The organism is Streptomyces sp. NPDC038280, assembly GCF_055600045.1.
Map to the genome: position 1 here is coordinate 105,968 of NZ_JBVJYZ010000007.1, position 15,326 is coordinate 121,293.

The window sequence follows — 15,326 nt, forward strand, 5'->3', positions numbered from 1 at the left end:
GATGAGCCAGGCCGCGCAGAACCTGAACTGGTTGATCACCAACTTCGTGGACAACACCCCCGGGGTGTCCCACACAGTGGTGGTCTCCGCCGATGGTCTGCTGCTCGCCATGTCCGAGGGTTTCCCCCGGGACCGCGCCGACCAGTTGGCCGCCGTCGCCTCCGGGCTGACCTCGCTGACCGCGGGTGCCTCCCGGATCTTCGAGGGTGGTCCGGTCACCCAGACCGTCGTGGAGATGGAGCGCGGCTTCCTCTTCCTCATGTCCGTCTCCGACGGATCCTCGCTCGCCGTACTGGCGCACCCGGAGTGCGACATCGGCCTCGTCGGATACGAGATGGCGCTCCTGGTCGACCGCGCCGGAAGCGTCCTCACCCCGGATCTCCGAGCGGAGCTCCAGGGAACGCTGCTCCACTAGTACGCCGCAGGAACCTGCTTCATTCGGCGGTGCGCCCCTCCGCACCGCCTCCGCCCCACTGACCGTACGGCCGCCCCACGGCCCCCCACCGGCCCTCTCAGACGGCACGAAGAAGATCTTGCTGTCACGCCCGGAGGATTCATGACCCCGCCACCCGCCTCTCACGATCCGTACGGCGTCTCGCTCGACGCGTCGTACGGAAATGAGGGCGACCAGCCGCTGGTCCGCCCGTACGCGATGACGGGCGGCCGGACCCGGCCGCGTTACCAGCTCGCCATCGAGGCGCTGGTCAGCACCACGGCCGACCCGGCCCACCTCGGGTCGCTGCTCCCTGAGCACCAGCGGATCTGTCACCTCTGCCGTGAGGTGAAGTCGGTGGCCGAGGTGTCGGCGCTGTTGTCGATGCCCCTCGGCGTGGCCCGGATCCTCGTCGCCGACCTGGCGGAGGCGGGCATGGTGGCGATCCACCAGCCGGGCAATGGAGAGGCCGGCGGCACGCCGGACGTGACGCTGCTCGAAAGGGTGCTCAGTGGACTTCGGAAGATCTAGCGGCGGCGCTGCCCGGTCGACCACGAGCGCGAAGATCGTGGTGGCCGGCGGCTTCGGCGTGGGCAAGACGACATTCGTCGGTGCCGTCTCGGAGATCAACCCGCTGCGTACCGAGGCCGTGATGACCTCGGCCTCCGCGGGGATCGACGACCTGACGCACACCGGTGACAAGACCACCACCACGGTGGCGATGGACTTCGGCCGTATCACCCTGGACCAGGACCTGATCCTGTACCTCTTCGGTACGCCCGGTCAGGACCGCTTCTGGTTCATGTGGGACGACCTGGTCCGCGGCGCCATCGGCGCCGTCGTCCTCGTCGACACGCGCCGGCTGGCCGACTGCTTCCCGGCTGTCGACTACTTCGAGAACTCCGGTCTGCCGTTCGTCATCGCCCTCAACGGCTTCGACGGACACCAGCCGTACGGTCCCGACGAGGTGCGCGAGGCGCTGCAGATCGGTCCCGACGCGCCGATCATCACCACCGATGCCCGGCATCGCGGGGATGCGAAGAGCGCGCTGATCACGCTGGTGGAGCACGCGCTGATGGCCCGCCTGAAATAGTGGCCGATATACGTCAGTTGTCGTAGTTCCAGGGTGACCTGAGGGGAGCGGACTGTGTCGTTTGACACGGTCCGCCCCGGCGTTCATAACGTTTCGACAGAGAATTGAGTGCGGTCGGACACCCGACGCATCCGAGTCGTACCGCTGCGCTCACATGAGCCCCGCCTTTTGGCGGGGCTCGCTCTTTATGCCCGTTTTATCTGCGGTCTGGACCACTTGAAATGGCCATTTCCTGCTGTTTGGAAGGGGGCCGCTTCACGTGCTGCAATTCGATGAACTCCCGAGTAGTACGGCCCTGAACGAAAAACGGCACAACGTAGGTGCCGACGCCGAGAGGTTGTTGGTCGAGTGAGGCGAAGCAAGGAAAGCTCCGCGGAGCAGCAGGCGCGGGGCAACTTCACCCCGCCGCCGCGCACAGCGGTGCAGCCTGCGGACGCGCCCGGAGTATCCGAGGCCGGCGGCACCGGCAGCTCCAGCAAGCTGTCGCCGCGCAACTGGCGGGTGCCCACCCGTCTGAACGCGATCCTCCTCATACCCGTGCTGGTCGGCCTCGTGATGGGCGGCTTCCAGGTCAAGGGTGCGATCGACACCTGGCGGGAGGCACAGAACGCCGAGAAGACGGCGCTGATCGTGCGCGCCGCCTCGGAGTACGGCCAGGCCCTGCTCAACGAGCGCGACCTCACCGCCGCGCCGCTGCTCGCCGCCAAGACCGACGAGGACCGCAAGAACCCCGACGTCCTCAAGGCCTACGCGGTCACCGAGGCCGCCAAGAAGAAGTTCGACCTGGCCGTCCAGGACATGCCCGACGGGCAGGGTCTCGAGCGCCGTCTGGAGCTCTTCAGGGACGCCGAACCCCTGCTCGGCAGCCCGGACGACGAGAAGACCCTGCGGGGCCAGGCGTACATCAAGGCGACCGACCCGGTGAAGACCGAAGAGGGCTACGTCAAGGTCCAGCACTCGCTGATGGAGTTCGCCAACGAGCTGGGTCTCGGCACCGGCAACATCACCAGCTACGGCCGTACCGTCTACGCCATCCAGCTCGCCAAGGCCGCCGCGTCCCTGCAGCGTTCCATCGGTATGCACCTGCTGGTCAGGCCGAGCAAGGACGACGCCGTCTTCGCCCAGCAGTCCGTCGCCTTCAATTCGTACAACTACCTGGAGCAGATCGCCCTCGGCGAGTACCAGTCCGGTGGTACGGAGGCCGACACCGCGCGGCTCAAGGAAGTCATGAAGGGCAAGGCCGTCGAGGGCGGCAAGAGGCTCCAGGCCGCCGGTCTGAACCCGCCGCAGGACGCCCAGGGCTCCGTCTTCGGGGGCATGGCCGCCGCGATCGGTCAGACCAAGGACGCCGAGGGCATCAAGGACCTGCGCAAGCAGGACGTCACGCCCCAGACGTGGATGGGCGCGGCCACCGCCAAGTTCGACGGCTACTCCGAGGTCGAGGCCGAGCTCGTCACCAAGGCGGTGAACGAGGCCGCCGAGATCTCCGACGACGCCAAGACCGACGCCATCGTCAACGGCCTCATCGTCGTCATCGCCCTGCTCGCCGCCTTCATCCTCGCCGGGATGATGGCCCGCCAGATGAGCCGCTCGATGCGCCAGCTGCGCACCGCCGCCTTCGGCATCGCCGAGCAGCGCCTGCCGATGCTGGTCGACCAGCTGTCCCGGACCGAGCCCGGCCGCGTCGACACCCGTGTGCAGCCCATCCCGATCGACTCCCAGGACGAGATCGGCGAGGTCGCCCGCGCCTTCGACCAGGTCCACCGCGAGGCCGTCCGGCTCGCCGCCGAGCAGGCCATGCTGCGGGGCAACGTCAACGCGATCTTCACCAACCTCTCGCGCCGCAACCAGTCGCTGATCGAGGGCCAGCTGACCCTGATCACCGACCTCGAGAACAACGAGGCCGACCCCGACCAGCTGGAGAACCTCTTCAAGCTGGACCACCTGGCGACCCGTATGCGCCGCAACGGCGAGAACCTCCTGGTCCTCGCCGGCGAGGAGCCGGGCCGCCGCTGGAACCAGCCGGTGCCGCTGGTGGACGTGCTCCGTGCCGCCTCCTCCGAGGTGGAGTCCTACGAGCGCATCGAGCTCACCGGCGTCCCGGAGAGCGAGATCCACGGCCAGGCCGTGACCGACCTCGTGCACCTGCTGGCCGAGCTCCTGGAGAACGCCACCACGTTCTCCTCCCCGCAGACGAAGGTGCGGGTCACCGCGACCCGTCTGCCGGACGGCCGGGTCATGGTCGAGATCCACGACAAGGGCATCGGCCTCACCGCCGAGGACTTCGCGGACATCAACCACAAGCTGGCCAACCCGCCGACCGTGGACGCCGCCGTCTCGCAGCGCATGGGCCTGTTCGTGGTCGGCCGGCTGGCCGACCGGCACGGCATCCGCGTGCAGCTGCGCCCCTCCGGCGAGCAGGCCGGCACGACGTCGCTCGTCATGCTCCCGGACGCCATCACCCACGGTGGCGGTGGCGAGCCGCTGCCCGAGGACGACTTCACGGTCTCGCAGATCATCCCGGAGCAGCAGGTCTTCGAGCCCGCGCCGCAGCAGAACGCTCCGATGCGGACCGCCGCCGAGCTCGGCTTCGACGACTCGCGGTACGAGGAGCAGGGCGGCGAGCGCCAGCTCGACCCGGTCGGCCGCTCGCTGCAGCGCGAGGAGCGGCGTGCGGCCCTGGAGGAGCGTGCGCAGGGCGACCGTCCGCTGTACCGCGACGAGCTCGACCAGGATCAGCAGTCGTACGTACAGCAGCAGCACGAGCAGGACTACGGCCAGGAGTACGCGCAGCACGAGCAGTCCCAGGGCGCGTACGACCAGGGTGGCTACCAGCAGACCGGCTACGACCAGTACCCCGCCGAGGAGTACCGGAACGACGAGTACCGGAATGGTGAGTACCAGACCGGCGAGTACCCCGCGGGCGGCTACTCGGAGACCCCGTATGCGGAAGCTCCGTACCAGGGCCAGGAGGCCCAACAGCCGCAGTACGACTCCTCGTTCGACGCACACTCCCACCAGGGCGAGTGGGATGGACAGGGTTCGTACCAGGGTGGCTACGAGCCGGAGTACCGGACGGAATCGGAATCTGTTCCGGGCGCTCCCGCTCACGCTCCGGAGCGCGTAGGCTTCGACCGTCCGGGTCCCACCCCGAGCAACAGCCACGCGCTGACCGACGCAGGTCTTCCGCGTCGCGGCAGCTCCGCGCAGACCCCGCAGGCCCCGCAGCAGCAGGCGCCGCAGGCGAAGCCGGCGCAGCAGCCCGAGGCGGTCCGGCCGGACCGGCAGAACGAGGCGGACGGCTCCGAGGCATGGCGCTCGACGAACGACGAGCGCTGGCAGCGGGCCGAGAAGCTCAAGGACCCGAAGGCGGGCGGGGTCACCCCCTCCGGCCTTCCGCGACGGGTTCCCAAGGCCAATCTGGTCGAGGGCACGGCGGAGCAGACCCCGCAGGGCGGCCCCCAGGTCTCCCGCGCCCCGGAGGACGTGCGGGGCAGGCTGAGCAACCTGCGCCGCGGCGTCCAGCAGGGACGCAACGCGGGAACGGACACGAACGGATCGGGCCTCGGCCCGGGTAGTACCTACAACCAGGAGCGTTAGTGTGAGCCCGATGAGCCAGGCGGCGCAGAATCTCAACTGGTTGATCACCAACTTCGTGGACAACACCCCTGGGGTGTCCCACACGGTGGTGGTCTCCGCCGACGGACTCCTGCTGGCGATGTCCGAGGGTTTCCCCCGGGACCGCGCCGATCAGCTTGCCGCCGTCGCCTCCGGACTGACCTCGCTGACCGCGGGGGCGTCCCGGATCTTCGAAGGGGGTGCGGTGAACCAGTCGGTCGTGGAGATGGAGCGCGGCTTCCTCTTCCTCATGTCCATCTCGGACGGTTCGTCACTGGCCGTCCTCGCGCACCCGGACGCCGACATCGGCCTCGTCGGGTACGAGATGGCTCTGCTGGTCGACCGGGCCGGCAGCGTCCTCACTCCGGACCTTCGCGCGGAGCTCCAGGGAAGCCTGCTCAACTGAGCGCGTGTTCTCAACCAGCAGACGGACAGTGCGTTTCGCGCCATCGCACCATAGGGTGCGGTGGCGCGGTTTCAAGGGACATGGACCGCGACGGCAGTCGGAGGAGGAAACGTGGGAACACCCCCGGGCGGACGCCCTTTCAACGGTTACGACGGTGGTCACCAGCCCAACGGTGAGAACGGCCAGAACCGTTTCAACTTTCCCTCCACGCCGAGCAGACAGGGCGCGCAGCAGCCCTATCAACAGCCCCAGTCTCCGCAGCCCTACGGCCAGCCGCAGGCGCCCCGCATGCAGTCGGGGGCTCCCCGGCGGGCCCCTGAGCGCGCCGGCACCTCGGGGACGGGCGTGAACAACCACAATCCGCTGGTCCGTCCGTATGCCATGACCGGCGGCCGTACGCGGCCCCGTTACCAGCTCGCCATCGAGGCGCTGGTCAGCACGACGGCCGATCCGGCCCGGCTGCAAGGGCAGTTGCCCGAGCACCAGCGGATCTGCCGGCTCTGCTTCGAGATCAAGTCGGTCGCCGAGATCTCGGCCCTTCTCTCCATTCCCCTCGGCGTTGCCCGGATCCTCGTCGCCGACCTGGCGGAGGCCGGACTTGTCGCCATCCACCAGCCCGGCGGCGACGAGGCCGCCGGCGGCCAGCCAGACGTGACACTGCTCGAAAGGGTGCTCAGTGGACTTCGCAAGCTCTAGCGGCGGTGCTGCCCGCTCAACCACCAGCGCGAAGATCGTGGTGGCGGGCGGCTTCGGCGTGGGCAAGACCACGTTCGTCGGCGCCGTCTCGGAGATCAACCCGCTGCGTACCGAGGCCGTGATGACGTCTGCGTCGGCGGGCATCGACGACCTGACGCACACCGGCGACAAGACGACGACGACTGTCGCCATGGACTTCGGCCGTATCACCCTGGACCAGGACCTGATCCTGTACCTCTTCGGTACGCCCGGTCAGGACCGCTTCTGGTTCATGTGGGACGACCTGGTCCGGGGCGCCATCGGCGCCGTGGTGCTCGTCGACACCCGGAGGCTCGCCGACTGCTTCCCGGCTGTCGACTACTTCGAGAACTCCGGTCTGCCGTTCGTCATCGCCCTCAACGGCTTCGACGGACACCAGCCGTACAACCCGGAGGAGGTCCGTGAGGCGCTGCAGATCGGCCCGGACACTCCGATCATCACCACCGACGCCCGCCACCGCGCGGACGCGAAGAGCGCGCTGATCACGCTGGTCGAGCACGCGCTGATGGCCCGCCTGCGGTAGTTCCGTCCCTTTGGCATGAACGAGGCCCCGCACACCGAGTCGGTGTGCGGGGCCTTCGTGCCGCTCCGGCCGCGTGACACGAGGCGCGCACGCCGAGGCCCCCGCCTCGATGGAGACGGGGGCCTCGGGTGGTGCCGTGGGGCCCCTGAGGGGGCCGGAGGCGTCCTGGGGACGTCCTGTGGGCGTCAGCCCTGCCAGGAGTGGGAGGGGCGGAAGCCGGACTGGCGCTCCAGCCGGCGCCAGCCGGCCGTGGAGCGGCCCCGGTGGGCCGGGGCGGAGTCGTCCGGCTGGGCAGCCGCGCGGGCGAGCAGGACCGCGGTGATGGCGGCCAGCTCCTCGGGGTCGGCGTGGCCCTTCTCGACGCGGAGCAGGTTGGCGGTGGCAGGTGTGGTCACAGAGGGCTCCTCTTACTGAGGGGGGTTGCCGTGCTTGCGCGACGGCAGGTCGGCGTGCTTGGTGCGAAGCATCGCGAGGGACTTGATCAGGACCTCGCGGGTCTCGGCGGGGTCGATGACGTCATCGACCAGTCCGCGCTCCGCCGCGTAGTAGGGGTGCATCAGCTCGGCCTTGTACTCCTTGACCATGCGGGCCCGCATGGCCTCCGAGTCCTCGGCCTCGGCGATCTGCCTCCGGAAGATCACGTTCGCGGCGCCCTCGGCGCCCATCACCGCGATCTCGTTGGTGGGCCACGCGTACGTCAGGTCCGCGCCGATGGACTGGGAGTCCATGACGATGTACGCGCCGCCGTACGCCTTGCGGAGAATCAGGGAGATCCGGGGGACGGTGGCGTTGCAGTAGGCGTACAGCAGCTTGGCGCCGTGCCGGATGATTCCACCGTGCTCCTGGTCCACGCCCGGGAGGAAGCCAGGCACGTCCAAAAGGGTGATAATCGGGATATTGAAAGCATCGCACATCTGAACGAAACGGGCGGCCTTCTCCGACGCCTCGATGTCCAGAACACCCGCGAGGGACTGGGGCTGGTTGGCGACGATGCCGACGACCTGCCCGTCCAGCCGGGCCAGCGCACAGATGATGTTGCGGGCCCAGCGCTCGTGGATCTCGAGGTAGTCGCCGTCGTCGACGAGCTCCTCGATGACCTTGTGCATGTCGTAGGGGCGGTTGCCGTCGGCCGGGACCAGGTCCAGGAGCACGTCGGAGCGGCGGTCGGCCGGGTCCTCGGAGTGCACGGTCGGCGGGTTCTCGCGGTTGTTCTGCGGCAGCATCGAGATGAGGTAGCGGACCTCCGCGATGCAGGTCTCCTCGTCGTCGTAGGCGAAGTGCGCCACGCCCGAGGTCTCGGCGTGCACGTCCGCACCGCCCAGACCGTTCTGCGTGATCTCCTCGCCGGTGACCGCCTTGACCACGTCCGGGCCCGTGATGAACATCTGCGAGGTCTCACGGACCATGAACACGAAGTCCGTCAGCGCCGGGCTGTAGGCCGCGCCGCCCGCGCACGGGCCCAGCATCACACTGATCTGCGGGATGACACCCGACGCGCGGGTGTTGCGCTGGAAGATGCCGCCGTAGCCGGCGAGGGCGGAGACGCCCTCCTGGATACGGGCGCCCGCGCCGTCGTTCAGCGACACCAGCGGAGCACCCGCCGCGATCGCCATGTCCATGATCTTGTGGATCTTCGTGGCGTGGGCCTCGCCCAGCGCGCCGCCGAAGATCCGGAAGTCGTGTGCGTACACGAAGACCGTGCGGCCCTCCACCGTCCCCCAGCCGGTGATCACACCGTCGGTGTACGGCTTCTTCGCCTCCAGCCCGAAACCGGTCGCCCGGTGCCGGCGCAACTGCTCGACCTCACGGAAGGAGTCCGGGTCCAGCAGCAGGTCGATCCGCTCACGAGCAGTGAGCTTCCCCTTGGCGTGCTGGGCCTCGGTCGCACGGTCACTCGGGCCACGCCGGGCCTCGTCGCGCAGGGCGTGCAGCTCGGCCACACGCCCTCGGGCGTCACTCGGCTCGCTCGGGATGGTTTCGACATCGGTCATGTACCGACCCTACGAAGCCGACCAAGGGAAACCCGCAGTCGACTCTTCACAGTCTCCTGCGCCGAATCCTGGTGGGGCTGGACAGAACGCGCGGCCGTACGGCACTTCTCAACAGCTTGGAACCCCTCGTACTTGTGAGGTTCCTATAGATGTCAGCTGAGAGCCACCTCACAGCGGTGGGTGGCGCCCACCGTTCCGGGGGTGATCCTCAGCCGGAGCGTACGGCCCGTGGCGAGCACCTCGACCGCCGGACCGCGGGAGAGGACCGCGTGGACGGGCTGGTCCCAGACGACCTCCAGAGGCTGTCCGGTTCGGACCGGCTCGCTCACGCAGAGTGTCGCCGTCCGGGACCGCCGGCGCACCAGCACGCTCGCCGGAGCGGTGGTGGTGAGGCGCCCCACCGTACCGGCTCGCCAGAAGTTCGCGGCGGTCAGCCCGAGGGAGCGGACGGCGACGGCCTGCCGGTCGGCGCTGTTGTCGAGTATGTCCAGCCAGGTGAGGTCACGGGCGCGGGCGGCGACGGTGCGGCGGGACGCGCCGGGCATCAGCAGATAGGCGTACGACGCCCCCACCGGGTCCGTGCCGTGGTCCAGCCAGAGGGTCTGGTAGCGGCGGGTGCGCCGCTCGGTCGACGAGGTGGTGTTGATGTCGGACCAGGCGCCCGCGCGGTCCTCGCGCAGGGTGCGCAACTGCCCCGTGCCGCCCGGGAGTACCCAGCCGCCGTGGCCATCGAGGTGGACCCAGCGGGAGCCGGTGGTGAGGGCGTTCGTCCCGCTCTCGCCGAGGCCGCGGTTGTCGACGACCGTCTCGACCGGCACGCCATCCGTGGCGGTGATTCCGGCACCGAGACAGATCACCGTGTCGGCGGCGCAGAACCAGGACTTGCGGGCTTCGAGGGTGGAACCAAGGCCCTTCAGGTGCTGCCCCACGGCGGCGAACTCGCCGTCGCTCGCCCCGCCGACCCAGCGCACGGCGGGCTTGGGCGCGCCCCACTCGCCGCCGGCCCGGTCGGCCAGCCGCTTGGTGGAGACGGTCGTACCGGGCAGCCGATAAGGATCGACCGTGGGCCAGAACCAGTCGGTGTACTGGGCGTCCGCCCCCGGTCCCGGGCCCCACCAGTAGAGCATTCCCGCGCCGGTGTGCCAGCCGCGCGGGTTCTCGCCGTTGCCGCACTCGTAGTACGAGATCCGGTCCGAGGCCATGGAGATGTTCGCGGCCCAGCCCGGACGGCGGTGGACGGCGCGGTCCATGGAGGCGAAGAGGCGGTGGCCGACGGGCTCGGGAGCGGCGGGCACGGGTGCCGCGGCGACGGCGTGCAGCCGGGCGAGGTCGGCGACGCCGAACTGGCGGGCGGTGAGGAGGGGGGTGACGGTGTCGCGCTCGATCCAGCCCTTCACGCGCGCGTGCCAGCGGTCGCGCTCCGCCGGGCTCGCGCCGCCCGCGAGGAGGGCGATGGCGGCGATCAGTCCCTGGCCGTGGAAGTGGTCGCTGCGCATGATCCGGCGTTCGTCGCTCTTGAGGTAACCGCGGCTGATGGCCCGGCCGTTGACGCTGTCCATCATCAGACCGTTGTAGATCAGCGGGGCGTAGGCGTGCTCGACGCTGTCGAGGATGATCTGCCGGTTGGGGTCGGTGACGGCCCAACTGGAGCCGGCGAGCAGGGTGAAGAGCCGCCCGAGGCCGTCGAGCATGACCTGTCCGTACGTCCCCGAGTACGCGACCCAGGTGTGCTGGACGAACGAGCCGTCCCGGTAGAGGCCGTCTCCCTTGGTCACGTACGGGAGGACCGGCGAGAGCGCGTCGCGGGCCAGCGCGATTTTGGCGGGGTTCTCGCCGACGATGCCGCGCAGGGCGACGGAGCGGCACAGGTCGACGCGGTTGGCGCCGGTGGAGGTCCCGGTGTAGTCGCGGAGCGCGGAGTCGGGGACGAAGTGGTCGACGGCGGCGCAGGCGGCCTGGATCCGCGCGTCCGTCAGCCTGTCGCGCAGCGTGGCGACGATGTCCATGAGGAGGCGGGGGCTGCCGATCTGCCATTCCCACCAGTTGCCGTAGCGGGTGGTGGTGGGGTTGTAGACGCGGGCGGAGAGGTGGTCGAGACCGCGGACGATGTCGGCGAGCAGCGTTTCGTCGCCGGTGAGGCCGGTGCCCTGCTGGGCGTACGCCTGGGTCATCACCCAGAGCCTGCTGTAGCTCTGGGTGATTCCGGCGGGCGGATCGAAGGCGTAGCCGGGCCACAGGGAGGTGTCCGTGGGGGCCATGGAGGCGCGGAAGGTACGGGCGAGCGCGCCGGTCTCCGCGAGGCGGGAGGCGTACGGCTCGGCGGTCGGGTCGTAGCCGGCGCCGAGCTGGATCGCCAGCCACCGCTGCCGCAGCGTCTCGAACTCGCCCTCGACCGCGGCCCGCTGGGCGGAGGCGGGCGGGGCGAGGGCGAGTCCGAGGGCGGCGGAGGTGGTGGTGGCGAGGAAGGTGCGGCGGGACCAGGCGGGGACGATCGGTGGCACGTGAGCCTCCCGAGGGAAGTGGTGTAGACCGGTTGAGGAGGGTCTAGCACGCGCTTTCCCCAGCGTTCAATGGCTGTGACACGGCCGATCGAAAGCGCTTTCCGTCTTGTCCCGTCTCGTGGGGCTAACCGGCGCAGTGGAAGCGCGCGTTGCCCCAGTCGGCGTGGTCGTTCCCGTTACCGTCACCCCCGTCCCCGGCCACCAGGTCGACGTAGTCAGCGCCGGTGACGTCCGCGGTGAGCGCCCACGCCGCGTCCGTGGCCTTCAGGACCGGCGACTTCACCTTCTCCGTGCCGTCGGCCACGACGGCGAACTGCACGGTTCCGCGGGTCGTCTGGACGTCGTCCACGCCCACCTCGGCGGTGAAGGAGGCGCACCGCCCGCCGAGGTAGTAACGGACCTTCGCCGGGGCGTGGGTGCCCAGGCCCTTGGCGTACGACACGCCGCCGATCCGCAGCGGGCCGCCGTCGCCGGTACCCGTCTCCCCGTTGGAGAGATCGCGCTCGACAGGACCCCAGCCGTTCTCCGCGGACGTCCAGTCCAGGTCTCCGGCCCAGCTGTCGGCGGTGGGCGGCGGGGGCAGGGTACGGACCGCGGCGGCGGCGCCGAGCCGGCGCGGAGAGCCACCGATTTCGTACGTCGCCGCCGAACCGATCGTGTACGTCCGGTAGGGGGCGTCGACCGGCGGTGTCACCCGCCAGGCCGCGGTGGCCGTGGCGCCGGCCGCGACCGAGTCGAAGGAGACGGGGCCGGCCGGCTCCGCCTTCCAGCCCTCGGGGACGGTGAGGGCGAGCGTGACGTCCTTCGCGGCCGTGGCCTCGTCGTTGGCGAAGGCGACCTCGACCTCGTTCGCCCGGCCGGGCTCGAGGGTCTCCCCCGCGGTGACGGCGAGGGTGCCGCACGCGGCGCGGTCGGCGGCCGGGCCCAGGTCGGTGACGGTGAAGCCGTCCAGGACGAAGTCCGCCCCGTCGGGGGCGTCGGCGCGCTTGCGCAGCCCGGTCCAGGTGTCGCCGCAGCCGGCCGTGACGGTCTCGGAGAAGTGGCCGGTGGACCGCTGCTGCCCGAGCGGGGTGCGACGGGTCTCGACGGCACCGCCCTGGCCGGACGCGCGGTCGTAGCCGGTCACCCATTCGTAGGCGCCCGCGTGGCTGGACTGGTAGTCGTAGGCGACCCGGTAGCTGTGGCCGTCCTTCATCGGTACGGTCCAGGGCGCCGTGCGGTAGACGAGTCCGCTGTTCTCGTCGTGGGACTTGAGGGATTCGGCGCCGCCGAGCACGTCGTCGACGAGCTTTCCGTTCCAGCCGGCCTGGGTGAACGGGGCGTGGAGTTGGCTGATGTGGGTGCGGGGGTCGGTGGAGCCGCCCGCGTCGCCCTTGAGGAAGGGGCCCCAGCCCTGGTCGACGGCCTCGAAGTCCTCGTACACGGCGGTTCCCGAGCGGGTGGCGGGGGCGTTGGCCACGAGCCGTACGTCATCGATCCGTACGGTCGCCGCACCGCTCGCGGCGTCGACGCGGAGGGTCGCCGTGCCGTTCGCCGCCGCGGTGAAGTTCACCTTGGCCCGCTGGAAGCGCGTCCCGTGCCACTCCGAGGCGGCGACCTGGTCCGTGAGGGCCGAGCGGTCGACGGCGACGGACTGTCCGCCGATGGACAGGGTGGTCCGACGGGTCCTGCCCGGCTCGACCTCGATGAGCGCGGAGGCGGTGTACCGCTTGCCGGGCTCCAGGCCGGTGACGCGCTGAGAGAGTGACGTCGCGGTGTCACCGGTGAGCGCCGCGCTGGTCCGGCCCTGACCGTCGGTGTGACGTGTCACCGTGCCCGTCGTGGTCCACGCGGCCAGTCGGTTGTCGTTGAAGCCCGGGTCGGCGACCTTGCCGCCCTCGCCCCACTGCGGGTCGCGCGGCTCGGGGGCCCGGTCCGGGTAGAGGACATAGGGCTGCCCGGCGGTCGCGTCGAGGGTGATCCTTCCGTCGACGGGCCGTACGGTCGCGGTCTTCACGCGGCCGTTGTCGGTGAGCTTGTAGACGGTGTACGCGCCGGATCCCGGCACCGCCCAACTGCTGCTGCCACCCGCCTTGTTGTAGTGGTAGAGCTTCTTTCCGCCGTCCCACGGCAGGAGATAGCGGTCTCCGTCGAGGACCTTGCGGCCCCGGTCGTAGAAGGTGCGGCGCCCGTCCTCGAGCGTCCCCCGCACTCCCCCGGTGAAGGTGAGGTCGTTGCCGTCCCAGCGGGTGATCTTCTCCTGCTGGAGGTACTTGGCCGGCAGGTTCTTCTGCCAGATGTTGGCGTAGAAGGCGTTCCAGTCACTCTCTCCGGTCCACCCCTCGAACTCTTCGAGGGCGCTCTGACCGAGGACGGGGTGGTTGTTCCAGACGTCCTTCTCGTCGTTGCGGATGAAGCGGATGATCCGGGAGTTGAGCCCCTTGTTGGTGGCTCCGCCGTAGTTCAGGTCATTGGCCCAGTGCGACCAGAGCGAGGCCCGCTCGAACTTGTCGGACCATTCGGTGCCGACGTGCCAGCCCTGCGCCTGGACGGCCTGCGTCGTCCGGTCCGCGATCCAGCCGTGCGTGTAGTAGACGTCGATGTAGAGGAAGGAGAGGTTGCGGTCGGTCTCGTTCCTCAACTGCTGGAACCTGCGGGCGAGATCACCGCTGTTGATGTCCCGGCGCTGGTCGATGTAGTAGCTCTGGTTGAGCCAGTTCCAGCCCGGCCTGGTCTTGTCGACCAGGGTCTCGCTGAAGTTCCTGGCCTCGGGATAGGACTCGGTGGCGTTGACGTGGACGCCGAAGGTGGCGCCCCACTTCTTGCCGTTGACCAGCAGCTTGTTGAGGTCTTCGAGGCCACCGGCGCGCTTGTTGTAGTTGCCGCCGTAGTCGGGGTGGGCCGAGTCGTGCCCCTCGGAGCCGTAGCCCTTGAGGACGGCGAGCTGGCCGAGTCCGTCGGTGGCGAGGGAGACGCGCTTGACGTCGTCGAGGGTGCGCAGGAAGGGGTGGGTGGCCTGGCTGGCGAAGTTGAACGGGATGTGGGTGACGACCCGGTCCGCGGTCTCCTCGCCGCCGGGCGCCCGGACGCCGATGGCGCGGAAGGCGACGGCGGCGTCCTGCCAGTCGGTCCTGCGGTCTCCGTTGGCGTCGGGGGTGACGACGACCTTGGCCCAGGGGAGGTTGTCGCCGGTCTCGGGCCGCGGTGCGCCGGCGCCGCGGTAGGTCCACTGTCCGGACCAGACGCCGACGCGGGTACCGCCGTCGGCGGCGGCGCGGGCCTGGTGCCAGAAGCGGGCGTCGTCGCCGTTGGTCGCGCCGGAGGGCTTGTCGTAGCTGGAGTTCGACTCGACGGCGGCGGCCAGGGCGCCGGTGTTGACGAGGGCGTAGCTCGCCCCGACGGGGGCCGCGTCCACCGGGGTGGCGGCGGTGACCTTGCCGAAGACGTCGGCCGTCCTGGTCGAGTCGGCGTCGAGGCGGGTGAACGCGGTCTCGGCGCCCGCGTCGGACGAGCCCACCGAGATCAGGTCGTGGCCGGGTATGTCGAGGGTGGAGAGCCGGAAGGCCTCGGTGTCCCGGACGGCGGTGACCCTGAAGGTGGTGGTCCGGCCGGTGACGGTGAGGGAGGCGTCGATCTCGACGCCCGGCAGGTCGGGGAAGAGCAGCGTGTAGGCGGCCCGGCTCGCTGTGACCGTGGGCGCGGCCTTGGCCCGTACGGCATGCGGCGTGCCGTTCAGGACGACCTCGGTGACCGGGCGCGTACTGCCGAGGAGGCGGGCGCCGCCTGCGCGCTCGGTGTACGAGACGACGCGCGGAAAGTCCTTGGCGACGGCGACCGAGAGCTGCTGGGAACCGATCAGTGCGGTGGTGGCGGGATCGTCGGCAGCGGCGGAACCGTCCGGTCCGGCGGCCTCGGCGGCTCCGGCCGGGGGCGCGGCTGCGGCCGGCAGGGCGGGCCCGGCCAGGGCGAATACGGCGGTGGAGGCGGCGATGAGGGCGCACCCCGTACGGATTCTTCGCGACATGGGGACTGAGTAGTCCCTGGCGC

11 protein-coding genes are annotated in these 15,326 nt (G+C 70.1%); 7 read left to right on the top strand and 4 right to left on the bottom strand.

Features of this window, described 5'->3' with window-relative positions; translation table 11 throughout:
* The first annotated feature begins 1 nt into the window (after window position 1).
* From ACZ7J0_RS16980 to ACZ7J0_RS17010, 7 genes are all read left to right on the top strand, one after another.
* Window positions 2-415: a roadblock/LC7 domain-containing protein gene (locus tag ACZ7J0_RS16980; RefSeq protein WP_468707380.1), complete on the top strand. Its 414-nt coding sequence runs from the start codon at window positions 2-4 to the stop codon at window positions 413-415.
* Window positions 416-556: 141 nt separating this feature from the next.
* Entirely contained in the window at window positions 557-964 is a 408-nt protein-coding gene (locus ACZ7J0_RS16985) for a DUF742 domain-containing protein (RefSeq protein WP_470888067.1), read from the top strand.
* Window positions 945-1,526 (top strand): GTP-binding protein, encoded by a 582-nt coding sequence (locus ACZ7J0_RS16990; RefSeq protein ID WP_468706657.1) that lies wholly within the window; start codon window positions 945-947, stop codon window positions 1,524-1,526. Before ACZ7J0_RS16985 ends, ACZ7J0_RS16990 begins: the two co-directional genes overlap by 20 nt.
* Window positions 1,527-1,874: 348 nt before the next feature.
* Complete coding sequence (locus ACZ7J0_RS16995) at window positions 1,875-5,126, top strand: nitrate- and nitrite sensing domain-containing protein (RefSeq protein WP_470888069.1); 3,252 nt, start codon at window positions 1,875-1,877, stop codon at window positions 5,124-5,126.
* Window positions 5,127-5,136: 10 nt separating this feature from the next.
* The gene (locus tag ACZ7J0_RS17000) at window positions 5,137-5,550 is read left to right on the top strand and encodes a roadblock/LC7 domain-containing protein (RefSeq protein WP_468707382.1); all 414 of its coding nucleotides are present in this window, start codon (window positions 5,137-5,139) and stop codon (window positions 5,548-5,550) included.
* Window positions 5,551-5,661: 111 nt separating this feature from the next.
* A complete protein-coding gene (locus ACZ7J0_RS17005; RefSeq protein WP_470888071.1) occupies window positions 5,662-6,246 on the top strand; it encodes a DUF742 domain-containing protein in 585 nt (194 codons plus the stop codon).
* Window positions 6,227-6,808, top strand: coding sequence for a GTP-binding protein (locus tag ACZ7J0_RS17010; protein WP_050791473.1), 582 nt, complete (start codon window positions 6,227-6,229; stop codon window positions 6,806-6,808). The genes ACZ7J0_RS17005 and ACZ7J0_RS17010 overlap by 20 nt, the downstream gene beginning before the upstream one ends.
* A gap of 185 nt (window positions 6,809-6,993) precedes the next feature.
* On the opposite strand, the gene ACZ7J0_RS17015 is transcribed toward ACZ7J0_RS17010, so the two are convergent.
* The 4 genes from ACZ7J0_RS17015 to ACZ7J0_RS17030 all read right to left on the bottom strand — a co-directional run bounded on the left by ACZ7J0_RS17015 (window position 6,994) and on the right by ACZ7J0_RS17030 (window position 15,303).
* Window positions 6,994-7,203: an acyl-CoA carboxylase subunit epsilon gene (locus ACZ7J0_RS17015; RefSeq protein WP_470888073.1), complete on the bottom strand. Its 210-nt coding sequence runs from the start codon at window positions 7,201-7,203 to the stop codon at window positions 6,994-6,996.
* Window positions 7,204-7,215: 12 nt separating this feature from the next.
* The gene (locus tag ACZ7J0_RS17020; RefSeq protein WP_468706665.1) at window positions 7,216-8,799 is read right to left on the bottom strand and encodes an acyl-CoA carboxylase subunit beta; all 1,584 of its coding nucleotides are present in this window, start codon (window positions 8,797-8,799) and stop codon (window positions 7,216-7,218) included.
* 152 nt (window positions 8,800-8,951) lie between these two features.
* Window positions 8,952-11,300, bottom strand: a complete 2,349-nt coding sequence (locus ACZ7J0_RS17025; RefSeq protein WP_470888075.1) for a polysaccharide lyase 8 family protein — start codon at window positions 11,298-11,300, stop codon at window positions 8,952-8,954.
* 124 nt (window positions 11,301-11,424) lie between these two features.
* Complete coding sequence (locus tag ACZ7J0_RS17030) at window positions 11,425-15,303, bottom strand: endo-alpha-N-acetylgalactosaminidase family protein (protein WP_470888077.1); 3,879 nt, start codon at window positions 15,301-15,303, stop codon at window positions 11,425-11,427.
* Window positions 15,304-15,326 lie beyond the last annotated feature (23 nt).

Excerpts from the sequence above, each read along its gene's own strand:
- ACZ7J0_RS17000 (WP_468707382.1), top strand. The coding sequence starts at position 5,137 with ATGAGCCAGGCGGCGCAGAATCTCAACTGGTTGATCACCAACTTCGTG.
- ACZ7J0_RS17030 (WP_470888077.1), bottom strand. The coding sequence starts at position 15,303 with ATGTCGCGAAGAATCCGTACGGGGTGCGCCCTCATCGCCGCCTCCACC.
- ACZ7J0_RS17020 (WP_468706665.1), bottom strand. The coding sequence starts at position 8,799 with ATGACCGATGTCGAAACCATCCCGAGCGAGCCGAGTGACGCCCGAGGG.
- ACZ7J0_RS16985 (WP_470888067.1), top strand. The coding sequence starts at position 557 with ATGACCCCGCCACCCGCCTCTCACGATCCGTACGGCGTCTCGCTCGAC.
- ACZ7J0_RS16980 (WP_468707380.1), top strand. The coding sequence starts at position 2 with ATGAGCCAGGCCGCGCAGAACCTGAACTGGTTGATCACCAACTTCGTG.